This window comes from Janthinobacterium sp. SUN137, from assembly GCF_030587265.1.
Lineage (GTDB): Bacteria > Pseudomonadota > Gammaproteobacteria > Burkholderiales > Burkholderiaceae_D > Janthinobacterium > Janthinobacterium kumbetense.
Genome location: NZ_JAPWHZ010000002.1, coordinates 1,302,513 through 1,320,477 on the forward strand (window position 1 = coordinate 1,302,513; position 17,965 = coordinate 1,320,477).

Consider the following 17,965-nt stretch of genomic DNA (forward strand, 5'->3'; position numbering starts at 1 on the left):
TGTAGCTCCTTTCTTAGCGGCGGCGCACCAACTGATAGGCGCGGCCCAGGTATCCGATGGCGCCGAAGCCGCTCCACACGTGCACCAGGCGGGTGAACGGGAAGATGACGAACAGCGACATGCCCATGAACAGGTGCAGCTTGAACACCAGCGGCGCATCAACGATGAAGCTGGCCGCGTCGCCGCGGAAAGTCACGATGTGCTGCGCCCAGTTCATCAGCAAGACCATCATGTGGCCATCCATGTGCGAAGCGGAGACGAAGATCGACGACAGTCCCAGCAGCAAGGTCAGCAGGATCCACACCATCACCAGCTTGTCGCCGGCCGTGGTGACGGCGCGCAAGCGCTCATTGGAAAAGCGGCGCACCAGCAGGATCAGGATGCCGGCCAGGCACAGGCTGCCCATCACGCCGCCTGCCGCCATGGCCACGCCCTGCTTCAGGCTGTGCGACACGCCCAGCGTATCCCACACCCAGACGGGGGTGAGCAAGCCGGCCGCATGGCCGAACAGCAGGCCGATGATGCCGATGTGGAACAGAATATTGCCCAGGCGCAGGCTGCCGCGGTGCAGCAGCTGGCTGGAATCGGACTTCCACGTATATTGCTCGCGGTCGAAACGGATCAGGCTACCCAGGAAAAAGATGGCCAGCGCGATGTATGGATAAATGCCATACACAAATTGATGCAAGTAATTACTCATGATGTACTCTCCTCATGCGGACGCGATTCAAGCGGCGCGCCGCGGCTGCGGGTGAAAATGCACGGGATGGACGCCGCCCGCGACCTGGCCCTGACCTTGGCGCAGCAACGGCTCGACGCCGTCCGCACCGGGACCGAAGGTTTCCAGCGCTTCATCCATGTCGCGCACCGGCGGTTCGGCCAGCATTTCGGCCGCCACGGGGCTCAGGCGTTCTAGCAAGGTGAAGATGGGCGCATACGGGCTGCCGTTGGCCGTCAGCTTGCGGCCGATGTGCGCCAGCACGTGGACGGCGTCGCCCAGCAGCGGCGCCGAAGCCGCCTCGTCGAGCTGTGCCAGGAACTCCAGGAACAGGGGCACGAAGTCGGGCAAGTCGTCGCCCACCATTTGCAGGCCGTGGCGCTTGTATTCCTCCATCAGGTCGACCATGGCCTGGCCCCGGTCGCGCGATTCGCCGTGGATATGCTCGAACAGGTGCAGCGAGTGCGACGGGTTGCGGTCGAACGTAGCCACGTACTGCTGCTGCAGGTCGATCAGGCTGCTGCTTTCCAGGTGCGCCAGCAAGGGCTGCAGCAGCGCGTGCTGCTCCGGCACGGCCGCCAGCGCGGCATCGAGCTGCGGCAGGTGTTCGATCAGCTCGGGCTCGGGATACAGCAGCAGACGAGAAAGGACTTGGTAGTGATGCATAGCGTGTTCCATATGAGCTCCTTAAGCGCCGGGCGCCGTTTTGCGCGACTTCGGCATCTGCATGAAGATGGCCGAACCGTGTTTTTTCTTGCCGAACAAGGTCGGTTCGCTGGTGCCGTCCGAGCAGCCGTTGCCGAAGCTGAAACCGCACGAACCCTTCTCGTTGAAGCTGTCCTCCGCCATTTCCTTATGGCTGCTGGGGATGACGAAGCGGTCTTCGTAATTGGCGATGGCCATGATGTGGTACATGTCCTCCACCTGCGCCTTGGTCAAGCCCACCTGCTTCAATACCGTGAGGTTTTCCACCTTCTCGACGGTCTTGCTGCGCATGTAGGCACGCATGGCCAGCATGCGGTCCAGCGCCGAGACGATGGGCGGCTGGTCGCCGGCCGTCAGCAAATTGGCCAGGTACTGCACGGGAATGCGCAGGCTTTGCGTATCCGGCAGCATGCCGTTCACGCCCAGCTTGCCCGATTCGGCGGCCGCCTGGATCGGCGACAGGGGCGGCACGTACCACACCATCGGCAAGGTGCGGTATTCCGGATGCAGCGGGAACGCCACCTTCCACTCGACGGCCATCTTGTAGACGGGCGACTTGACGGCAGCTTCCAGCCACAGGTCGGGGATGCCCTGGCGGCGCGCCTCGGCGATGATGGCAGGGTCGTGCGGATCGAGGAACAGGTCGAGCTGCGCCTGGTACAGGTCCTGCTCCTGCGGCACGGAGGCGGCAGCCTCGATCTTGTCGGCGTCATACAGCAGCACGCCCAGGTAGCGGATGCGGCCCACGCACGTTTCCGAGCACACGGTCGGCTGGCCCGCTTCGATGCGGGGGAAGCAGAAGGTGCACTTCTCCGCCTTGCCGGAGGACCAATTGTAGTAAATCTTCTTGTACGGGCAACCGGAGATGCACATGCGCCAGCCGCGGCACTTGTCCTGGTCGATCAGCACGATGCCGTCGTCTTCGCGCTTGTACACGGAGCCGGACGGGCAAGACGCCACGCACGTCGGATTGAGGCAATGCTCGCACAGGCGCGGCAAGTACATCATGAAGGTGTTTTCGAACGTGCCGTACATCTCCTTCTGCATGTTGTCGAACAGTTTATCTTTGCTGCGCTGAGCGAATTCCCCGCCCAGGTCATCTTCCCAATTCGGGCCCCACTCGATCTTCTCCATCTTTTTCCCCGTCAGCACGGAGATGGGACGGGCCGTCGGCGGCGTCTGCGACAGCGGCGCGCTTTGCAGGTGCTCGTAGTCGTAGGTGAACGGCTCGTAATACTCGTCGATGGCGGGCAGGTTTGGGTTGGCGAAGATATTCGCCAGGATTTTCAGACGGCTGCCCTGGCGCGGCTCGATCTTGCCCGCGTCCGTGCGGCGCCAGCCGCCATTCCACTTGTCCTGGTTTTCCCACTGCTTCGGATAGCCGATGCCTGGCTTGGTTTCCACGTTGTTGAACCATGCGTACTCGACGCCGTCACGGCTGGTCCACACGTTCTTGCAGGTGACGGAACAGGTGTGGCAGCCAATGCACTTGTCCAGGTTCAGCACCATGCCGATTTGCGCTCTGATTTTCATACTATGCTCCTTCTTCCTGCAACGGGCCTTCGAGCCAGTCGACCTTGTTCATCTTGCGCACCAATACGAATTCATCGCGGTTGGAGCCCACCGTGCCGTAGTAATTGAAACCGTACGCCAGTTGTGCGTAGCCGCCGATCATGTGCGTCGGTTTGGGTACGGCGCGCGTCACCGAGTTATGGATGCCGCCCCGCTTGCCCGTCATCTCCGCGCCAGGCACATTGATGATCTTTTCCTGGGCGTGGTACATCATCGTCATGCCGGCCGGGATGCGCTGGCTGACGATGGCGCGCGCCGTCAGGCTGCCATTCACGTTGAAGACTTCGATCCAGTCGTTGTCGACGATGCCGGCCGTCTGCGCGTCGGTTTCCGACAGCCACACGTGGGGACCGCCGCGCGACAGGGTCAGCATGCGCAAGTTGTCCGAATACGTGGAGTGGATGCCCCACTTCTGGTGCGGCGTCAGGAAGTTCAGCGCCAGTTCCTTGTTGCCGTTCGGCTTGGTGCCCAGCAGCGCTTCCGTCGTCTTCGTGTTGATGGCCGGCTTGTACACGCACAGCCCCTCGCCAAAATCGCGCATCCACAGGTGATCCTGGTAGAACTGCTGGCGGCCCGTCAGGGTACGCCATGGGATCAGTTCATGCACGTTGGTATAGCCGGCCGTGTAGCTGACTTCTTCGCTTTCCAGGCCCGACCAGGTGGGCGAGGAAATGATCTTGCGCGGCTGCGCCTGCACATCGCGGAAGCGGATGCTGTCATGCTCGCGCGGCAGCGCCAGGTGGGTGTGCTCGCGTCCCGTGATGGTGGACAGCGCGGCCCAGGCTTTCACGGCCACGTGGCCATTCGTTTCCGGCGCCAGCGACAGAATCATCTCGGCCGCATCGATGGCCGTATCGAGGCGCGGCTGGCCCTTCGACACGCCCTCGTCGAGCACCGTGCGGTTCACGCCGCGCAATACCTCTACTTCATGCCCCGTTTTCCAGGAAATGCCCTTGCCGCCGTTGCCGATGGTTTCCAGCAGCGGGCCGATCGAGGTGAATTTCTTGTAGACGTCGCGGTAATTGCGCTCGACCACCGTCATGTTCGGCATGGTCTTGCCGGGAATGGCGTCGCATTCGCCCGCGCGCCAATCCTTGGGATCGAATGGCTGCCCCAGTTCACCTGGGGTGTCGTGCATCAGCGGCGTCAAAATGATGTCTTGCTGGGTGCCCAGCAGCTCGCCGCCGATTTCCGAAAATTTCTCGGCGATGCCCTTGTAGATTTCCCAGTCCGACTTCGATTGCCACAAGGGCTGCACGGCTTCCGACAAGGGGTGGATGAACGGATGCATGTCCGACGTGTTCAAGTCGTCCTTTTCATACCAGGTGGCCGTCGGCAGCACCACGTCGCCGTACAGGCACGTGGTCGACATGCGGAAGTCCAGCACCACCAGCAGATCGAGCTTGCCTTCGGCGGCCGGGCGCACTTTCACCTGCTTCGGCGTGAGGCAGTCGTCCTCGTCGCTGAGCAAGCCATTCTGCGTGCCAAGCAGGTATTTCAGGAAGTACTCGTGACCCTTGCCCGAGCTGCCGAGGATATTCGAGCGCCAGACGAACATATTGCGCGGGAAGTTGGCCGGGTTGTCCGGGTCATCGCACGAAAACTGCAGCTGGCCCGCCTTGATCTGGTCGAGCGCATACGCGGCCGGCGCCTGCCCTGCCGCCTTCGCGGCCTTGGCCACTTCCAGCGGATTGGTTTGCAGCTGCGGCGCCGATGGCAGCCAGCCCATGCGCTCGGCCTTGGCGTTGTAGTCGAGCAGGGTCAGGTCGCCCGTGCCGCCGGCTGCCGATGGCGAGGCGATGTCGCCCGTTTCCAGCTTTTCATGGCGCCATTGGCTCGTGTGGGCATAGAAGAACGAGGTGCCGTTCATCTGGCGCATCGGGCGCACCCAGTCCTGGGCGAAGGCCAAAGGCGTCCAGCCCGTTTGCGGACGCAGCTTTTCCTGGCCCACGTAATGGGCCCAGCCGCCGCCCGACTGGCCGATACAGCCGCACATCATCAGCATGTTGATGATGCCGCGATAGGTCATGTCCATGTGGTACCAGTGATTCAGGCCGGCGCCCACGATGACCATGCTCTTGCCGCGCGTCTGGTCCGCGTTTTCCGCGAACTGGCGCGCCACGGTGATGACGTCGGCGCGCTTCACGCCAGTGTGCTTTTCCTGCCATGCGGGGGTGTACGGCACGTCGTCGTCATAGCTTTCGGCCACGTTTTCGCCGCCGAGGCCACGATCGATGCCGTAGTTGGCCAGAGTCAGGTCGAACACGGTGGTCACCAGACCCGTGCTGCCGTCGGCCAGGCGGATGGTTTTCACCGGCACCTTGCGCAGCAGCATGTCGGACGCATCCTTGCCGCCGAAGTAGGCGAAACCCACTTCCGTGACGGCGTCGCTGTCATTGATCATGGAGAGCATTGGCACGATGGGCGCGCCGCTGCCGCCCGCCTTCTGCTCCAGGTTCCACTTGCCCGATTCGCCCCAGCGGAAGCCGATGGAGCCGGCCGGCGCGGTGATCGCACCCGTGGTTTCATCGATGACGAGGGTTTTCCATTCCGGATTGTTGGTTTCGTCGAGGTTGTTGTCCAGGTGCGAAGCGCGCAGGAAGTAGTCGGGCACCAGGGTGCCGTTATGCTCCTTGAGCAGCACCAGCATCGGGAAGTCCGTGTACTGGCGCGCATAGTCGCGGAAGTAGGCGCTCTGCCCTTCCGAGTGGAATTCCTTGAGGATGACGTGGCCCATGGCCAGCGCCAGCGCGGCGTCCGTGCCCTGCTTCGGCGCCAGCCAGATATCGCCGAACTTCACCATTTCGCCGTAGTCGGGCGAGATGGCCACGGTTTTCGTGCCCTTGTAGCGCACTTCCGTGTAGAAGTGGGCGTCCGGCGTGCGCGTCATCGGCACGTTCGAGCCCCATACCATCAGATAGGTCGAGTTGTACCAGTCGGCCGATTCCGGCACGTCCGTCTGCTCGCCCCACACTTGCGGGCTGGCCGGCGGCAAGTCGCAGTACCAGTCGTAGAAACTCAGGGCCACGCCGCCGATCAGCGACAGGTAGCGCGTGCCGGAGGCATAGCTGACCATGGACATGGCGGGAATCGGCGAAAAACCGACGACGCGATCCGGGCCGTATTTCTTGATCGTCAGCGCATTCGCGGCGGCGATGATTTCATTCGATTCGTCCCACGTGGCGCGCACGAAACCGCCCAGGCCGCGGATGGATTTGTACTGCTGCGAGCGCACAGGGTCCTGGCTGATCCAGTCCCAGGCCGTGACGGGGTCCATGGTCTTGCGCGCTTCGCGCCACATTTCCATCAGGCGGCCGCGCACCATCGGATATTTCACGCGCTGCGCCGAATACACGTACCAGGAATAGCTGGCGCCGCGCGGGCAGCCGCGCGGTTCGTGGTTGGGCAGGTCGGGCCGCGTGCGCGGGTAATCGGTTTGCTGGGTTTCCCAGGTGATCAGGCCATTCTTGACATACACCTTCCAGCTGCACGAGCCGGTACAGTTCACGCCATGCGTGGAGCGCACGATCTTGTCGTGCTGCCAGCGCTGGCGGTAGGCGTTTTCCCAGGTACGGTCTTCATCGACCACGGTGCCATGGCCGTTTGAAAACGGCTCGGCGGGCTTGCTAAAAAATTTCAGGCGGTCCAGAAAGTGACTCATGCTACCTCCACAGTGCGCCGCAGGCAGCGGCGCCAGGTCTTAAAAAACGCTGCAAGCAGGATGGCTCAAGCGTCGATACAAACAGTCTAGCGATGCGCCATGCTCGGCGGTATTGGCAAGAAGTCGGTTTCCGGCACCAGGAATGCATAGGCGCGTAGTCACCCGGATAGTCACTATTGCCTATGGGCGGCAAGGCGGCGCTGCGGTATACCTGTCGTCATCGTTCAACACAGAGAAAGAGCACCATGTCGATTACCGATTACGCCAGCCTGCTGCGCAGCGCCCGCAACCAGGAACAGCCGCAACGCCTGCTGTTCACCTTTACGCAGGCGCAGGCCCAGCCTGGCGGCCAGGGCAAGTCACTCACGCCCGTGATGTGCGCCGACAAGCTGCCCGAGGAACTGGACAGCTTCGAAACATTGAAGGAGGAGTCGAAACAGATGCAGACGCACTGGGACGTGGTCTTCGTGGCGGGACTGGCGGGCCAGGACGGCCAGCCGCCGGCGGCGCAGGAATGCGAAGCGCCCCTGCGCGCCATGGTGACGGCCATCGAGCAAGGCCGCATCGACAGCCTGCTGGCGTTTGACCGCAGCGGGGATTTGTTACGTTTTAGCTGAATCCGGCCAAGGGCGCTCATGAAGGTGGCGCGCCCTTTCGATGGGACAGACCAGCGGCAAAAACTGCTGCTGGCGCGCCGAATACGCCATCAGCGCCCCGCTGTCGATGTCGAAATACCATCCATGCAATTTCAATAATCCCTGCTCCACCCGCCGTTTCAGCCATGGGTAGGTGAGCAGGTTGTCCAGCGACTGCAGGATGCTGGCCAGTTCGCACGCATGGTGCTGTTCCGCCGACGAGCGGTGCGCCAGCTCGCGCCGCACCCGCTGCGCCACCGGTTCGGCAATGCGCATCCACTGTCCCACGAAGTCCGTTTCCTGGCCTTCCGCGCGCGGCTGCGGTTCGAGCAGCGCGCGGATGCCGCCGCAGCGCGCATGTCCGAGCACGATGACCCTGGCCACTTCCAGCTTGCAGACGGCGAACTCGATGGCCGAGCTGACGCCGGGCGGCGCGTCGGGCGTGCACGGCGGCACCAGGTTGGCGATATTGCGCACGACGAACATGTCGCCCGGATCGCTGCCCGTCAGCAGCATGGGATCGACCCGCGAATCGCAGCAGCCGATCAGCAAGGTCGAGGGCCGCTGCCCGTCGCGCAGGCTGTCGTACAAAGTCTGCGGCTCGCTGAAATACTGCTGCTGAAACAGGCTGAAGCCGTTGACGAATTTTTCCAGTTCTTCCATGACTACCTCTTACTGAATACAACGCCCGGCAAGAAGGACTTGCCAGGCATTCTGACGCTAACTAGCAAGGCATCGGCGCGTTTTTACGGGCGTAGCACCACCAGGTGATGGCGATGCAGCTGACATAAAAGCCGATGAAGCACCACAGGGCCGCGTCGGGGCTGCCCGTCAGCGAAATCGAGGTGCCATAGCTCTTCGGGATGAAGAAGGCGCCATACGCGGCCACGGCCGACGTAAAACCCAGGACGGCAGCGCCTTCCTTGTTGGCGTCGACGATGGCTTGCTCCTGCTCCGCCTTGCCCTTGCCGGCGGCCGCGCGCTGGTGTTCCGTCAAGAAGATCACGGGGATCATGCGGAAGGTCGACGCATTGCCGATACCGGTGCCGGCGAACAGCAGCATGAACATCCAGAAGAAACCGGTGAAACTTCCACCCACGCCGGCTTGCGGCATGAAGTACAGCACGCCCAGCACGGCGCCGATCATCAGCAGGAACGACCATAACGTGACGCGGGCGCCGCCCAATTTATCGGAAATCACGCCACCGGCCACGCGCGCCAGCGCACCGACCAGGGGACCGAGGAAGGCGTAATCGAGCGGATTCACGTCGGGGAACTGGATCTTAATCAGCAACGGAAAGGCGGCCGAATAACCGATGAAGGAGCCGAAGGTACCCGTGTACAGCCAGCACATGAGCCAATTGTGCTTGCGCTTGAAGATCACCGCCTGTTCGGAAAACGAAGCCTTCGCCGACGCCAGGTCATTCATGCCGAACCAGGCCAGCAAGGTGCTCAAGGCGATGAACGGCACCCAGATAAAGCCCGCGTTTTGCAGCCACATGTCCTTGCTCACGCCATTCTTGACCCAGGTGAGCGAATCGCCGCCCCAGGCGCCGAAGACGGCGAAGGTGATCACCAGCGGCACGACGAACTGCACCACCGACACACCCAGGTTGCCCAGGCCAGCATTCATGCCCAGCGCGAAGCCCTTGCTCGCCTTCGGATAGAAAAAGCTGATGTTGGCCATCGACGAGGCGAAATTGCCGCCGCCGAAGCCGCACAGCAGCGCCAGGATCAGCATGGTCGGATAGCCCGTGTTCACATCCTGCACGGCCAGGCCGATGCCGATGGCGGGAATCAGCAGGGACCCGGTGGAAATGGCCGTCCAGCGGCGCCCGCCGAAGATCGGCACCATGAACGAATAAAAGATGCGCAAGGTGGCGCCGGACAGGCCCGGCAAGGCCGTCAGCCAGAACAGCTGGTTGTTACTGTAGGTGAAGCCGATGTTGGGCAGGTTGACCACCACTACGCTCCACACCATCCACACGGCGAACGCCAGCAGCAGCGCGGGAATCGAGATCCACAGATTGCGCGCGGCCGTGGCCTTGCCCGTGTTTTGCCAGAAGCTCGGGGTTTCCGGCTCCCACGTATTGATCATGTAGCGGCTCATGCTTTTGCTCCTGCAGGTTGAGGGATAGGTGCCGCGCGCAGCGGCTTGAACGAGAAATACATCCAGACGAGGGAAACGCAGACGGTGCCGTACAAGAGCATGAAGGAGCTCGAACGCACGCCGGTGAAGTCCACCAGGGCGCCGAACATCACGGGCAGGATGAAGCCGCCCAAGCCGCCGGCCAGGCCGACCACGCCCGAGACGGCGCCGATATTGTCGGAAAAATCATCGCCGATGAACTTGAAGACGGATGCCTTGCCCACGGCCATGGCGATGCCGACGATGAACAGCAGCACGGTGAACCACAGCGGCGACAGGCCGATATGGAAGGCCAGCGGCCCGGTGACGGTTTCCACCACCATCTGGGTTTGCGGATACGACAGCAGGAAGAAGCACACCCAGCACACCCACATCACGGCCCAGGTGACTTTCGCCGCACCGTATTTGTCGGAGATCCAGCCGCCAAACGCGCGCAGCACGCCGCCCGGCAGCGAGAAGCAGGCGGCCAGCAGCGCCGCGTGCTTCAGGTCGAAGCCGTATTCAGCCACGTAGTACTTCGTCATCCACAGCGCCAGCGCCACGTAGCCGCCGAACACCACCGAGTAGTACTGGCAGTAGCGCCACACGCGGGGATCCTTCAGCACCTTCATCTGCTCGGTAAAACTTTCGCCCGACGGCGCCAGATGCGATTTGTCCGAGTACGAAAACAACCAGAAGATGATGGCAGTGGCCAGCATGGCGACCGCATACACCTTGGGCAGCATTTGCCAGCCGAAAGCGGCGACGATGCCGGGCGCGACGAACTTGGTCAGCGCGGAACCGGAGTTGCCGGCGCCGAAGATGCCCATCGCCAGGCCGCGGCGCTCCTTTTCATACCAGCGCGCCACGTAGGGCGTACCGACGGAAAACGAGCCGCCCGCCAGGCCGACGAACATGCCCAGCACGAGGAAATGCCAGTAGGCGGTGGCGTAGGAGATCAGGTAGATCGGCACCACGCTGGCCAGCATCAGCCAGAAGAAGACGCGACGTCCGCCGTATTTGTCCGTCCAGATGCCCAGGGGCACGCGCACGAGGGAGCCCGTCAGCACGGGCATGGCGGCCAGCAGGCCGAATTGTGTTTCAGTCAATCCCAGGCTGGTCTTGATGGGGATGCCCAGTACGGCAAACATCATCCAGACTGCAAAGCAGATGGTAAATGCGAAGGTGCTGCTGACCAACACGGAAAACTGCTTGCGCCGCATGCCGGGTGCGACTGCCTTGTTACTACTGTTGTTCTTAGTGCCATCTAGGGTAGCCACGATGTTTCTCCATGAATGCACTGGCCGTCTGGCCAGCCGTCCCGACCAGCTTACGTGGCAGAGGGGAAAGGCACTATCGGTCACAGGGTGATTCTGGAAAGGCAATCTGGATAGCCGTATCGGCAAAAGTGACTAGATGGCGCGGCGCGGACCTAGCCTGGATGGCGGGTGTTTTACAAGCGGAGGGATTTTTGGCACACTCGGCGCCTGGAGAAAAAGGAGCGGCATGCAGAACAGGCACGAAACAGACCCCATCATCACCCGCGTGGCCCAGGCTGGCGATGTGGCAGCCATGCTGGCCTGCGATGCGTACGCGCAGGCGCACGCCAGCCGGGGCGATGCCGTGCGCGCCGCCGTCTGCCAGGGACACTGTCTGGTGGCCATGCGGGCGGGCCAGGTGGCCGGCTATGCCCTCACGCACGGCGACTTCTTCGGCTACGGCTTCGTCTCGCTGGTGGTGGTCGCCCCCGGGCAGCAGCGGCACGGCGTGGGGCGGTGCCTGCTGACGACGGCCGAAAGTGCCTGCCATACGGCCAAGCTGTTCACCTCGACGAACGAGAGCAACCTGGCTGCGCAACGGCTGTTCGCCAGCGCCGGCTTCGTGCGCAGCGGCCAGATCGAGCATCTCGACGAAAACGATCCTGAACTCGTGTTTGTCAAATTCCTGCGCTAGGGCGGCCTTATCCCGACGGCGTATGGCGCGGCGCGCCAAAGGCGGCTATGCTGGCGCCATCGTCAATCATCGCCCACCACCACACACATGGATTATCTGAGCCTCAAGCATTTCCACATGGGTTGCGCCGCCGCCAGCGGCTTTCTTTTCCTCCTGCGCGGCGCGTGGATGCTGCGCGCCTCGCCCGCCTTGCAGCAGCGCTGGGTGAAGATATTGCCGCACCTGGTCGACACGGCCCTGCTGGCCAGCGCCATCACCCTGGCCGTGTGGAGCGGCCAGTCGCCGGGCAGCCAGCCGTGGCTGGCCGCCAAGCTGTGCGCGCTGGTGGCTTACATCGTGCTGGGCACCATCGCGCTAAAACGCGGCAAGACGCCGGCCGTGCGCGGCGCCGCCTTCGCGCTCGCCGTGCTGGTATTCGCCTACATCGTCGCGGTGGCCGTCACCAAGCAGGCCTGGCCGCTCTGATGCATCAGAACATGTAGCGCAACGTGACGCTGGCGTTGCGCGGCGCGCCCCAGTAACCCTGGTTATACATGCCAAGCTGGCTGTAGTAATGCTTGTCGAACAGGTTGTTGACGTTCGCCTGCAGGGACAACTGGCGCGACAGCGCGTACTTCGCCATCAGGCTGGCCACGGCGTAACCACCCTGCTCCACGCGCTCCGTGCCCTTTGGCCCGGTGGCGTCGCGGTAGGCGCCGCTCTGCCAGTTCACGCCGCCGCCCACCGATAACGCGCGCCAGTCGCCAGGCAGCTGATACGTGGAAAACACGCGCGCCAGCGTCTGCGGCACATAGCTGTTCAGGCGCGCGCCCGTGTTGTCCTCGGCCGCCGCGTGCGACACGCTGGCCGACACATTCCAACCCTTTGTCAGCTCGCCCGAGACGTCCAGTTCCACGCCCTTGCTGGTGGTGCCGGCAGCCGCGTAATACGCCTGCGTCAGCGAATTGCCGACGAAATGCCCCGTGTCCTCCTGCGCCAGGCCGTCTTGCGCGATGCGAAACACGGCCAGCGCCGCGTTCAATCGGCCGCCGAAATACTCGCCCTTCACGCCCGCTTCCACATTCTTGCCCTGCACGGGATCGAGATAGCGGCCGAAGCGGTCCTGGTTACCCTGCGGCTTGAAGATCTTGCTGTAGCTGGTGTACAGCGCATGCTGCGCATCGATATCCCACACCAGGCCCGCGTACGGCGTGACGGCGTGCTTGGCATACGCATAGCTGCCGCCCCAGTCGTCGACGTGGTCCGCCTTGTAGCGGCTGTAGCGCGCGCCGACGATCAGTTTCAAGGGGTCGGCCAGCGAAAAGCGCGCCGTACCGTAGATGCCGCGCTGCTGCACCGTGTCGAGCAGCTGCCAGCGCGAGAAATTCGCGTCGTTCCAGTCCGGCTCCGGCGTCACGCCCTCCCATTGATGGAAATTGCCATAATCGACACTGCCACCCGAGATGCCCGGGTTGCTGGAGAACTGGTTGCTGCCGGAGACGCCGAACGCCAGGTCGTGCGTGCGCCCCAGCAGCTGCACCGGTCCTTGCACATAGGCGTCGACGCTGTCCTGGCGCCGCGTGCCCGAGTAAAACCCTGTGTAGCCCGTCACGCCCTGACCCGTGGCCTTGTCCGGCCAGGTATTGGCGAAAAGCTCGGCTGCCGAATAATTTCCCCAGCCGTGATTCAGCATGGCCGTCAGGTTCCAGCCCTTGCCCAGGTCCTGCTCCAGGCGCAAAAAGGCCGTCTGGCTGGTGCTGAACCAGCGGCTCCAGGTGGTTGCCGTGGTGGCGGAACGGGGCAAGGTGGCCCGTTCGCCATCCGCATACCACAGCGGCAAGCCGCCATACATGCCGCCGCGCGGGCGATTATCCTGGTACTCATAGCCGGCAATCAGCACGCTGCCGGGCGCCAGGTCCGCTTCCACGGTGGCATACGCCATGGCTTTCTTGGCGTGATACAGACTCACATACGATTCGCTATCCTGGTAGCTGGCCACGACACGCCCGCGCACCTTGCCATCCGTGGTGAGTGGCGTGGAGACGTCCGCGCTGGCGCGCGCATTGCTCCAGGAACCCAGGCTCAGGGCTGCATTCCCGGCCAGTTGCCGGGATGACGCGCGCTTGCGCACCAGGTTGATGGTGGCCGACGGTTCACCCGCGCCCGTCAGCAGGCCCGTGGCGCCGCGCACAATCTCGACCCGGTCGTAGGCCGTCATGTCCAGGGTGCTGTCGCCCACGCTGAACGCATTGTCGACCGTGGTGGGGATGCCATCGTATTGATAGCTGGCGATGGAAAAGCCGCGCGCGAAGAACGAGGTGCGGTCGCTGTCGTAGCGGTTGATGGCCACGCCGGCCGCGTTTTGCAGCACCTCTTCCACCGTTTGCAGGTTCTGGTCATCCATCTGCTGACGCGTGACCACGCTGACGGCTTGCGGCGTCTCGCGCACGGACAGGCCCAGGCGCGTGGCCGAGCGCATGGTCTGCGTCGTATAGGAACCGCTGCCTTCCGTCGCACCGTTCGCATCAAAGCTGGCGCTGACCTTCATCTCGGGCATGGTCTGGCCGCCATCGGCCGCCGCCACGTCGAGCACATAACCGCCGTTCGCCTGCGGCACGGCGCGCAAGCCCGAGCCGGCGACGATGGCGCCCAGCGCTTGCGGCACGCTGTAGCTGCCCGCCAGACCCGCGCTGCGCTTGCCCGCCACGGCGGCGGCCTGGTAGGAAATCATGGTGCCCGTCTCCTGGCCGAAGCGCACCAGCACCTGTTCCAGGGTACCGGCGGGTATCGCCAGCTCGATGCGCGCCGCATTGGCTGCCTGCGCAAGGGGTGCGGCTGCCGAGGCGCCGCCGGCGGCGAGCAGCCACAGGGCGTGGCTGACGGCCAGCGCCGCCACGCTGCGGCGGCATGTGCTGGAAATGGAAGAGGCGTAAATAGGCGTTGTGCTGGGCATGCGGACTGTTTTCCTGAAAGTGAATGAAGGGTTCACTCGCTATGTCACGCGAAAATCGAAAACCCCTCACTTTTTCGGAAAATAATCACGGGTGCTTCCGATGCGGCACCACGCTCACCCAGAAGCGCGTGCTCTGGCGCACGTCGACGGGCAAGGTTCGCGTCAGCATGTCGAGCACTTGCGTCGTGTCGGCCAGCGGATAGATGCCCGACACGCGCAGGTGGGCGATGGCCGGATCGCAGGCCAGGCGCCCTTGGCGATAGCGGGCCAGCTCGCCGATAAAATCGGCCAGCGGCATGTCGTGCGCCACCAGCATGCCGGCCGTCCACGCATCCGCACCGGCAGGCAAGGTTTGCACGCTACCGATCTGCGCCGCCGTGAAGCTGACTTGCTGGCCGGCCTGCAGCCTGCGCACGGCGGCGGGCGCCTGTTCCGGCAGAATATCGACGGCGCCCGCGAACACGCCCAGGTGTGTGTGCCCCCCTTCCGCGCGCACGGCAAAACGCGTGCCCACAGGCTGCAAGCGGCCTTGCGCCGTGCGCACGAAAAAGGGACGGCCAGCCGCATCGCGCGCCGTACTGACCATGATCTCGCCTTTTAACAAGGTCACCAGGCGCTGGCCCGCATCGTAGCGCACGTCGATGCTGGACGCCGTGTTGAGCGCGATGCGCGTGCCGTCTGCCAGCACGAGGTGGCGCAGCTCGCCCGTGCCGGTGCGGTAATCGGCCAGCCAGAAGGCCGCCTGTTCGTCGCCGCCCGCCAGCCAGGCGCCGCCGCCCACGGCCAGCAGCGCCAGCAGCTTGAGCGACTGGCGCCGCGCCGCATTCGCTTGAGCGTGCAGCGGCTTGCGGGCCAGCGTGCCGTGCGCCAGCGGAGCGGGCAAGGCACGCATGCGCGCCATGCAGCCTTCCACGTGCTGCCAGGCTTGCTCGTTTTCCGGGTCGCTGTCGCGCCAGGCGCGCCAGGCTTGCTCCACTTCGGGCGTGGCGTCTCCGGCCTGCAGGCGCACCAGCCATTCGACAGCCTGCAGGCTGGCCGCTTCCGGCGTCAAGGCGCCCATCACGGCGCCGACGGCGAAAAGAAGCACTGGTGCATGGCTTTGACCAGGTGGCGCTGCACGGTGGCCAGCGAGATGTTCAGTTCCAGCGCGATGGCCGCCTGCGGCATGCCGTCGAGCTGCGACAGCAGAAAAGCGCGGCGCACGGCGGGCGCCAGGCCATCGAGGCGGCGGTCGATGTCGAACAGGGCTTCGAGCAGGATCGCTTGCGCCTCGGGATCGGGCGCGCACTGCGCGGGCAGGTTGGCCAGGGTTTCCAGGTAGGCCGCTTCCAGGTCGCGACGGCGGTACAGATTGCCCAGCACGCCCTTCGCCACCGTCGTCAAAAAGGCGCGCGGCTCGCGGGCGGCGATGGCCTCGTCGCGGTTCAGCAGGCGCATGAAGGTGTCGTGCGCCACGTCGGCCGCGTCAAACGCGTTGCCCAGCTTGTGCCGCAGCCAGCCTTGCAGCCAGCGGTGGTGATCGTGGTACAGGCTGCCCACCTCCTGGTGAACGCCGGGTTGGGCTGCCGACACGTCGCATGCTCCCTGGGTCGCAAATAATAATGATTCGCATTCTATATCTAGGCGGTGCTGCGGCGCAAGCGGCCTGCAAATGCCAGTTTGACGCGATTCTTTCCAAAATTGCCAGGCTGACCACGTCCGCCGGCGCAATGCACAGTGCAAGTTCTACCGGGCGCGCCTCGGCACGCGGCAATGATAGTATTGACAACATCACCCAGCCGGCCATCCTGGCCTGGCGTCCCTCCATTGAAAGGCAAACATGCTGTTATCTGAACTGCTGACCAAGCTGACCTGCGGTGACCTGGAAGGCGAGGAACTCGACGCGGCCGTCACCGCCATCACCAACGCGCCGTCCGCGCCACGCGACGAGTGGATCGACAGCGATGCGCATGCCTACGCGGTGGCGATCCTCTGGCACCTGGCTGGCTATACGGCGTCGGGCGACAAGCTCGATGAGCTGCACGAACAGATACAGGACATGTTCGACGAATTCCCCGACTTTCCGTACGCAATGCTCGAGGGAGGCGACGGTAGCGCGCTGCCCTATTTCGAGTGGCTGGACGCGGAACTGACGCAGCGCGCCGTGGACGAAGGCGGCTATGACCTGATCCAGATCGACGGCAACGGCACCGACCAGATGGATGCGCTGGTCGTGTACCGGCGCGATACAAACGACATCATCCAGGCGGCGGCATTGATGGGAGTGACGATAGGCCGCCCGCTCACCTACTATCGCGGCATCGAAGCGATGGCGGGCAAGCGGCCGGGGTAAGGATCAACGCCTATTGCATCGGCAAGGCCGCTACATCGACGGCTGGCGCCTGCCCCGTGGCCGGGCGCGTGAAATTCTGGCCGGTTTTCACGTAGTCGGCAAAGAAGCCGCCGTTACGCAGGTAGAACTTGCCGTTTTCCAGGCCGCCCGCATAATCCATGCGCTGCCCATTGGTGGCCGTGGCGTCGCCCGTGAACCTCCCTGCCGTCACTTCGGACCAGGCGCCTGAAACGTTCCTCGCCCACTGGTTGCCGAACTGGACGCGGCGCTCCGTGTAGCCCAGGGTATCGATGAAGTTCTCGAGGAAGGAATGCACGCCCGTCAAATACGTGGAAATCGCCGGGCGCTTCCAGGTGGCGATATAGCGCCATTTGCCCGTCTCGGGCGCGTAGAACCAGGCCGAGTAATCGCTGCCGCCCTTGCCGTCCGGCCGCGCGCGCGTGATGAAGCGGTACGTGGTGCCGGCCGCCCAGTTGTACGACAAATAGGTCTGGCCGCCCGTGCCTTCGCCGCCGAACGCGTTGTCGACCACGCCGGCGCCCTTGCTGACCAGGGTGGTCTTCGCGCCATTGTCGGCGTCCCACACGGAAAACAATATCCAGCGCTCGCTGGGCGACTTCACCTGGATGCCCATGTAGCCCTGGCCGAAGCCGTTGGCCATGAAGTAGGAACCGATGGCGTCCTGGCCCACGGGTATCGTCATCTCGTTATAAAAATACTCGGTATTGGCCGGCACCGTGTAGCCCATGTGCACGGACGGCCCGCGCCGCGACCAGTAGTGTTTGGCCGGGTCGCTGGCGTAATTAAGCGCCGCGTTCGCAGTCACCTTCAGCGCGGCCACGTCGCCGAACGTGGCTTTTGCACGCGTCAACCCCTGCATGTCCACCTTCACATAGCCGGCCGCCGTCACATTGACCGTGCCGACGGCATAGGTCTTGCGGGCCTTGCCGGCCAGCTTGACGTCGAACGGCGCGCCATTGATCTTCACGCGGATGGTGCTGTTGCCGCCATCGGCCAGGCTGGCATCGAGCGCCACCTGGACGGGGCCCGCCCCGTCCACGCGGAAATACGTGCTGGCGACGGCATCGGGATTGCTCCAGCCGGCCAGGCCATGCTCGTCGATGACGGCGCCCTTGTCTCCGCTGGTGATGAAGGCATTGCCGGCGAGTTCCACGGTGGCGGGCGTGACCGCTGCGGCCACGCCCGTAGCCAGCAAGGCAGTGCCGCCCATGTCCGGGGTAGCGGTGGCAGTGGCGCCGCCGCAGGCTGCCAGCAGCAATGGCATGGCGGGAAGAACTGCGCAGAGTAATGAACTTCTGTGTTTCATCA

General features: G+C 63.8%; 15 protein-coding genes. 4 read left to right on the top strand and 11 right to left on the bottom strand.

The features are described from left to right. Positions 1 to 13: 13 nt before the first annotated feature. Genes narI through O3298_RS14000 form a run of 4 tightly spaced genes read right to left on the bottom strand, consistent with a single transcriptional unit; the run spans position 14 to position 6,656 of the window. Positions 14 to 700, bottom strand: a complete 687-nt coding sequence (gene narI, locus O3298_RS13985) for a respiratory nitrate reductase subunit gamma (protein WP_305059715.1) — start codon at positions 698 to 700, stop codon at positions 14 to 16. Between the two features lie 27 nt (positions 701 to 727). Further along, positions 728 to 1,396: a nitrate reductase molybdenum cofactor assembly chaperone gene (narJ, locus tag O3298_RS13990; RefSeq protein ID WP_289909648.1), complete on the bottom strand. Its 669-nt coding sequence runs from the start codon at positions 1,394 to 1,396 to the stop codon at positions 728 to 730. Positions 1,397 to 1,405: 9 nt separating this feature from the next. Beyond that, positions 1,406 to 2,956 (bottom strand): nitrate reductase subunit beta, encoded by a 1,551-nt coding sequence (narH, locus tag O3298_RS13995; protein WP_251348990.1) that lies wholly within the window; start codon positions 2,954 to 2,956, stop codon positions 1,406 to 1,408. Between the two features lies 1 nt (position 2,957). Further along, positions 2,958 to 6,656, bottom strand: coding sequence for a nitrate reductase subunit alpha (locus O3298_RS14000; RefSeq protein WP_305059716.1), 3,699 nt, complete (start codon positions 6,654 to 6,656; stop codon positions 2,958 to 2,960). Positions 6,657 to 6,901: 245 nt separating this feature from the next. On the opposite strand from O3298_RS14000, the gene O3298_RS14005 reads away from it, so the two are divergent. Next, a complete protein-coding gene (locus O3298_RS14005; protein ID WP_099393481.1) occupies positions 6,902 to 7,273 on the top strand; it encodes a ribonucleotide reductase subunit alpha in 372 nt (123 codons plus the stop codon). Here the strand turns inward: O3298_RS14005 and O3298_RS14010 are convergent. The 3 genes from O3298_RS14010 to O3298_RS14020 all read right to left on the bottom strand — a co-directional run bounded on the left by O3298_RS14010 (position 7,259) and on the right by O3298_RS14020 (position 10,642). Then, positions 7,259 to 7,954 carry a carbonic anhydrase gene (locus O3298_RS14010; protein WP_077403725.1) on the bottom strand — a complete coding sequence of 232 codons (696 nt, stop codon included), beginning with the start codon at positions 7,952 to 7,954 and terminating at the stop codon, positions 7,259 to 7,261. The genes O3298_RS14005 and O3298_RS14010 overlap by 15 nt on opposite strands. Positions 7,955 to 8,015: 61 nt before the next feature. Beyond that, positions 8,016 to 9,401 (bottom strand): NarK family nitrate/nitrite MFS transporter, encoded by a 1,386-nt coding sequence (locus O3298_RS14015; protein WP_251348993.1) that lies wholly within the window; start codon positions 9,399 to 9,401, stop codon positions 8,016 to 8,018. Continuing rightward, positions 9,398 to 10,642 (bottom strand): nitrate/nitrite transporter, encoded by a 1,245-nt coding sequence (locus tag O3298_RS14020; RefSeq protein ID WP_289911433.1) that lies wholly within the window; start codon positions 10,640 to 10,642, stop codon positions 9,398 to 9,400. The genes O3298_RS14015 and O3298_RS14020 overlap by 4 nt, the downstream gene beginning before the upstream one ends. Positions 10,643 to 10,925: 283 nt before the next feature. Between O3298_RS14020 and O3298_RS14025 the strand changes: the two genes are divergently transcribed. Both O3298_RS14025 and O3298_RS14030 read left to right on the top strand, forming a co-directional pair. Next, positions 10,926 to 11,372, top strand: a complete 447-nt coding sequence (locus O3298_RS14025) for a GNAT family N-acetyltransferase (RefSeq protein ID WP_289909646.1) — start codon at positions 10,926 to 10,928, stop codon at positions 11,370 to 11,372. Positions 11,373 to 11,459: 87 nt separating this feature from the next. Beyond that, complete coding sequence (locus tag O3298_RS14030) at positions 11,460 to 11,837, top strand: SirB2 family protein (RefSeq protein WP_289909645.1); 378 nt, start codon at positions 11,460 to 11,462, stop codon at positions 11,835 to 11,837. A 4-nt stretch (positions 11,838 to 11,841) separates the two neighbouring features. Here the strand turns inward: O3298_RS14030 and O3298_RS14035 are convergent, their stop codons facing one another. The 3 genes from O3298_RS14035 to O3298_RS14045 form a co-directional block, all read right to left on the bottom strand. Further along, positions 11,842 to 14,304, bottom strand: a complete 2,463-nt coding sequence (locus O3298_RS14035; RefSeq protein WP_305059717.1) for a TonB-dependent receptor — start codon at positions 14,302 to 14,304, stop codon at positions 11,842 to 11,844. A gap of 85 nt (positions 14,305 to 14,389) precedes the next feature. Further along, entirely contained in the window at positions 14,390 to 15,391 is a 1,002-nt protein-coding gene (locus O3298_RS14040) for a FecR domain-containing protein (protein WP_305059718.1), read from the bottom strand. Continuing rightward, the gene (locus tag O3298_RS14045) at positions 15,364 to 15,876 is read right to left on the bottom strand and encodes a sigma-70 family RNA polymerase sigma factor (protein ID WP_305059719.1); all 513 of its coding nucleotides are present in this window, start codon (positions 15,874 to 15,876) and stop codon (positions 15,364 to 15,366) included. The genes O3298_RS14040 and O3298_RS14045 overlap by 28 nt, the downstream gene beginning before the upstream one ends. Positions 15,877 to 16,123: 247 nt before the next feature. Between O3298_RS14045 and O3298_RS14050 the strand changes: the two genes are divergently transcribed. After that, positions 16,124 to 16,636, top strand: coding sequence for a hypothetical protein (locus tag O3298_RS14050; protein ID WP_289915333.1), 513 nt, complete (start codon positions 16,124 to 16,126; stop codon positions 16,634 to 16,636). Between the two features lie 10 nt (positions 16,637 to 16,646). On the opposite strand, the gene O3298_RS14055 is transcribed toward O3298_RS14050, so the two are convergent. After that, positions 16,647 to 17,963, bottom strand: a complete 1,317-nt coding sequence (locus O3298_RS14055; RefSeq protein WP_305059720.1) for a DUF3472 domain-containing protein — start codon at positions 17,961 to 17,963, stop codon at positions 16,647 to 16,649. Between the last annotated feature and the right edge of the window lie 2 nt (positions 17,964 to 17,965).

Coding starts and splice junctions, on each gene's coding strand:
- narI (WP_305059715.1), bottom strand. CDS start 700: ATGAGTAATTACTTGCATCAATTTGTGTATGGCATTTATCCATACATC.
- narJ (WP_289909648.1), bottom strand. CDS start 1,396: ATGGAACACGCTATGCATCACTACCAAGTCCTTTCTCGTCTGCTGCTG.
- narH (WP_251348990.1), bottom strand. CDS start 2,956: ATGAAAATCAGAGCGCAAATCGGCATGGTGCTGAACCTGGACAAGTGC.
- O3298_RS14000 (WP_305059716.1), bottom strand. CDS start 6,656: ATGAGTCACTTTCTGGACCGCCTGAAATTTTTTAGCAAGCCCGCCGAG.
- O3298_RS14005 (WP_099393481.1), top strand. CDS start 6,902: ATGTCGATTACCGATTACGCCAGCCTGCTGCGCAGCGCCCGCAACCAG.
- O3298_RS14010 (WP_077403725.1), bottom strand. CDS start 7,954: ATGGAAGAACTGGAAAAATTCGTCAACGGCTTCAGCCTGTTTCAGCAG.
- O3298_RS14015 (WP_251348993.1), bottom strand. CDS start 9,401: ATGAGCCGCTACATGATCAATACGTGGGAGCCGGAAACCCCGAGCTTC.
- O3298_RS14020 (WP_289911433.1), bottom strand. CDS start 10,642: ATGCGGCGCAAGCAGTTTTCCGTGTTGGTCAGCAGCACCTTCGCATTT.
- O3298_RS14025 (WP_289909646.1), top strand. CDS start 10,926: ATGCAGAACAGGCACGAAACAGACCCCATCATCACCCGCGTGGCCCAG.
- O3298_RS14030 (WP_289909645.1), top strand. CDS start 11,460: ATGGATTATCTGAGCCTCAAGCATTTCCACATGGGTTGCGCCGCCGCC.
- O3298_RS14035 (WP_305059717.1), bottom strand. CDS start 14,304: ATGCCCAGCACAACGCCTATTTACGCCTCTTCCATTTCCAGCACATGC.
- O3298_RS14050 (WP_289915333.1), top strand. CDS start 16,124: ATGCTGTTATCTGAACTGCTGACCAAGCTGACCTGCGGTGACCTGGAA.
- O3298_RS14055 (WP_305059720.1), bottom strand. CDS start 17,963: ATGAAACACAGAAGTTCATTACTCTGCGCAGTTCTTCCCGCCATGCCA.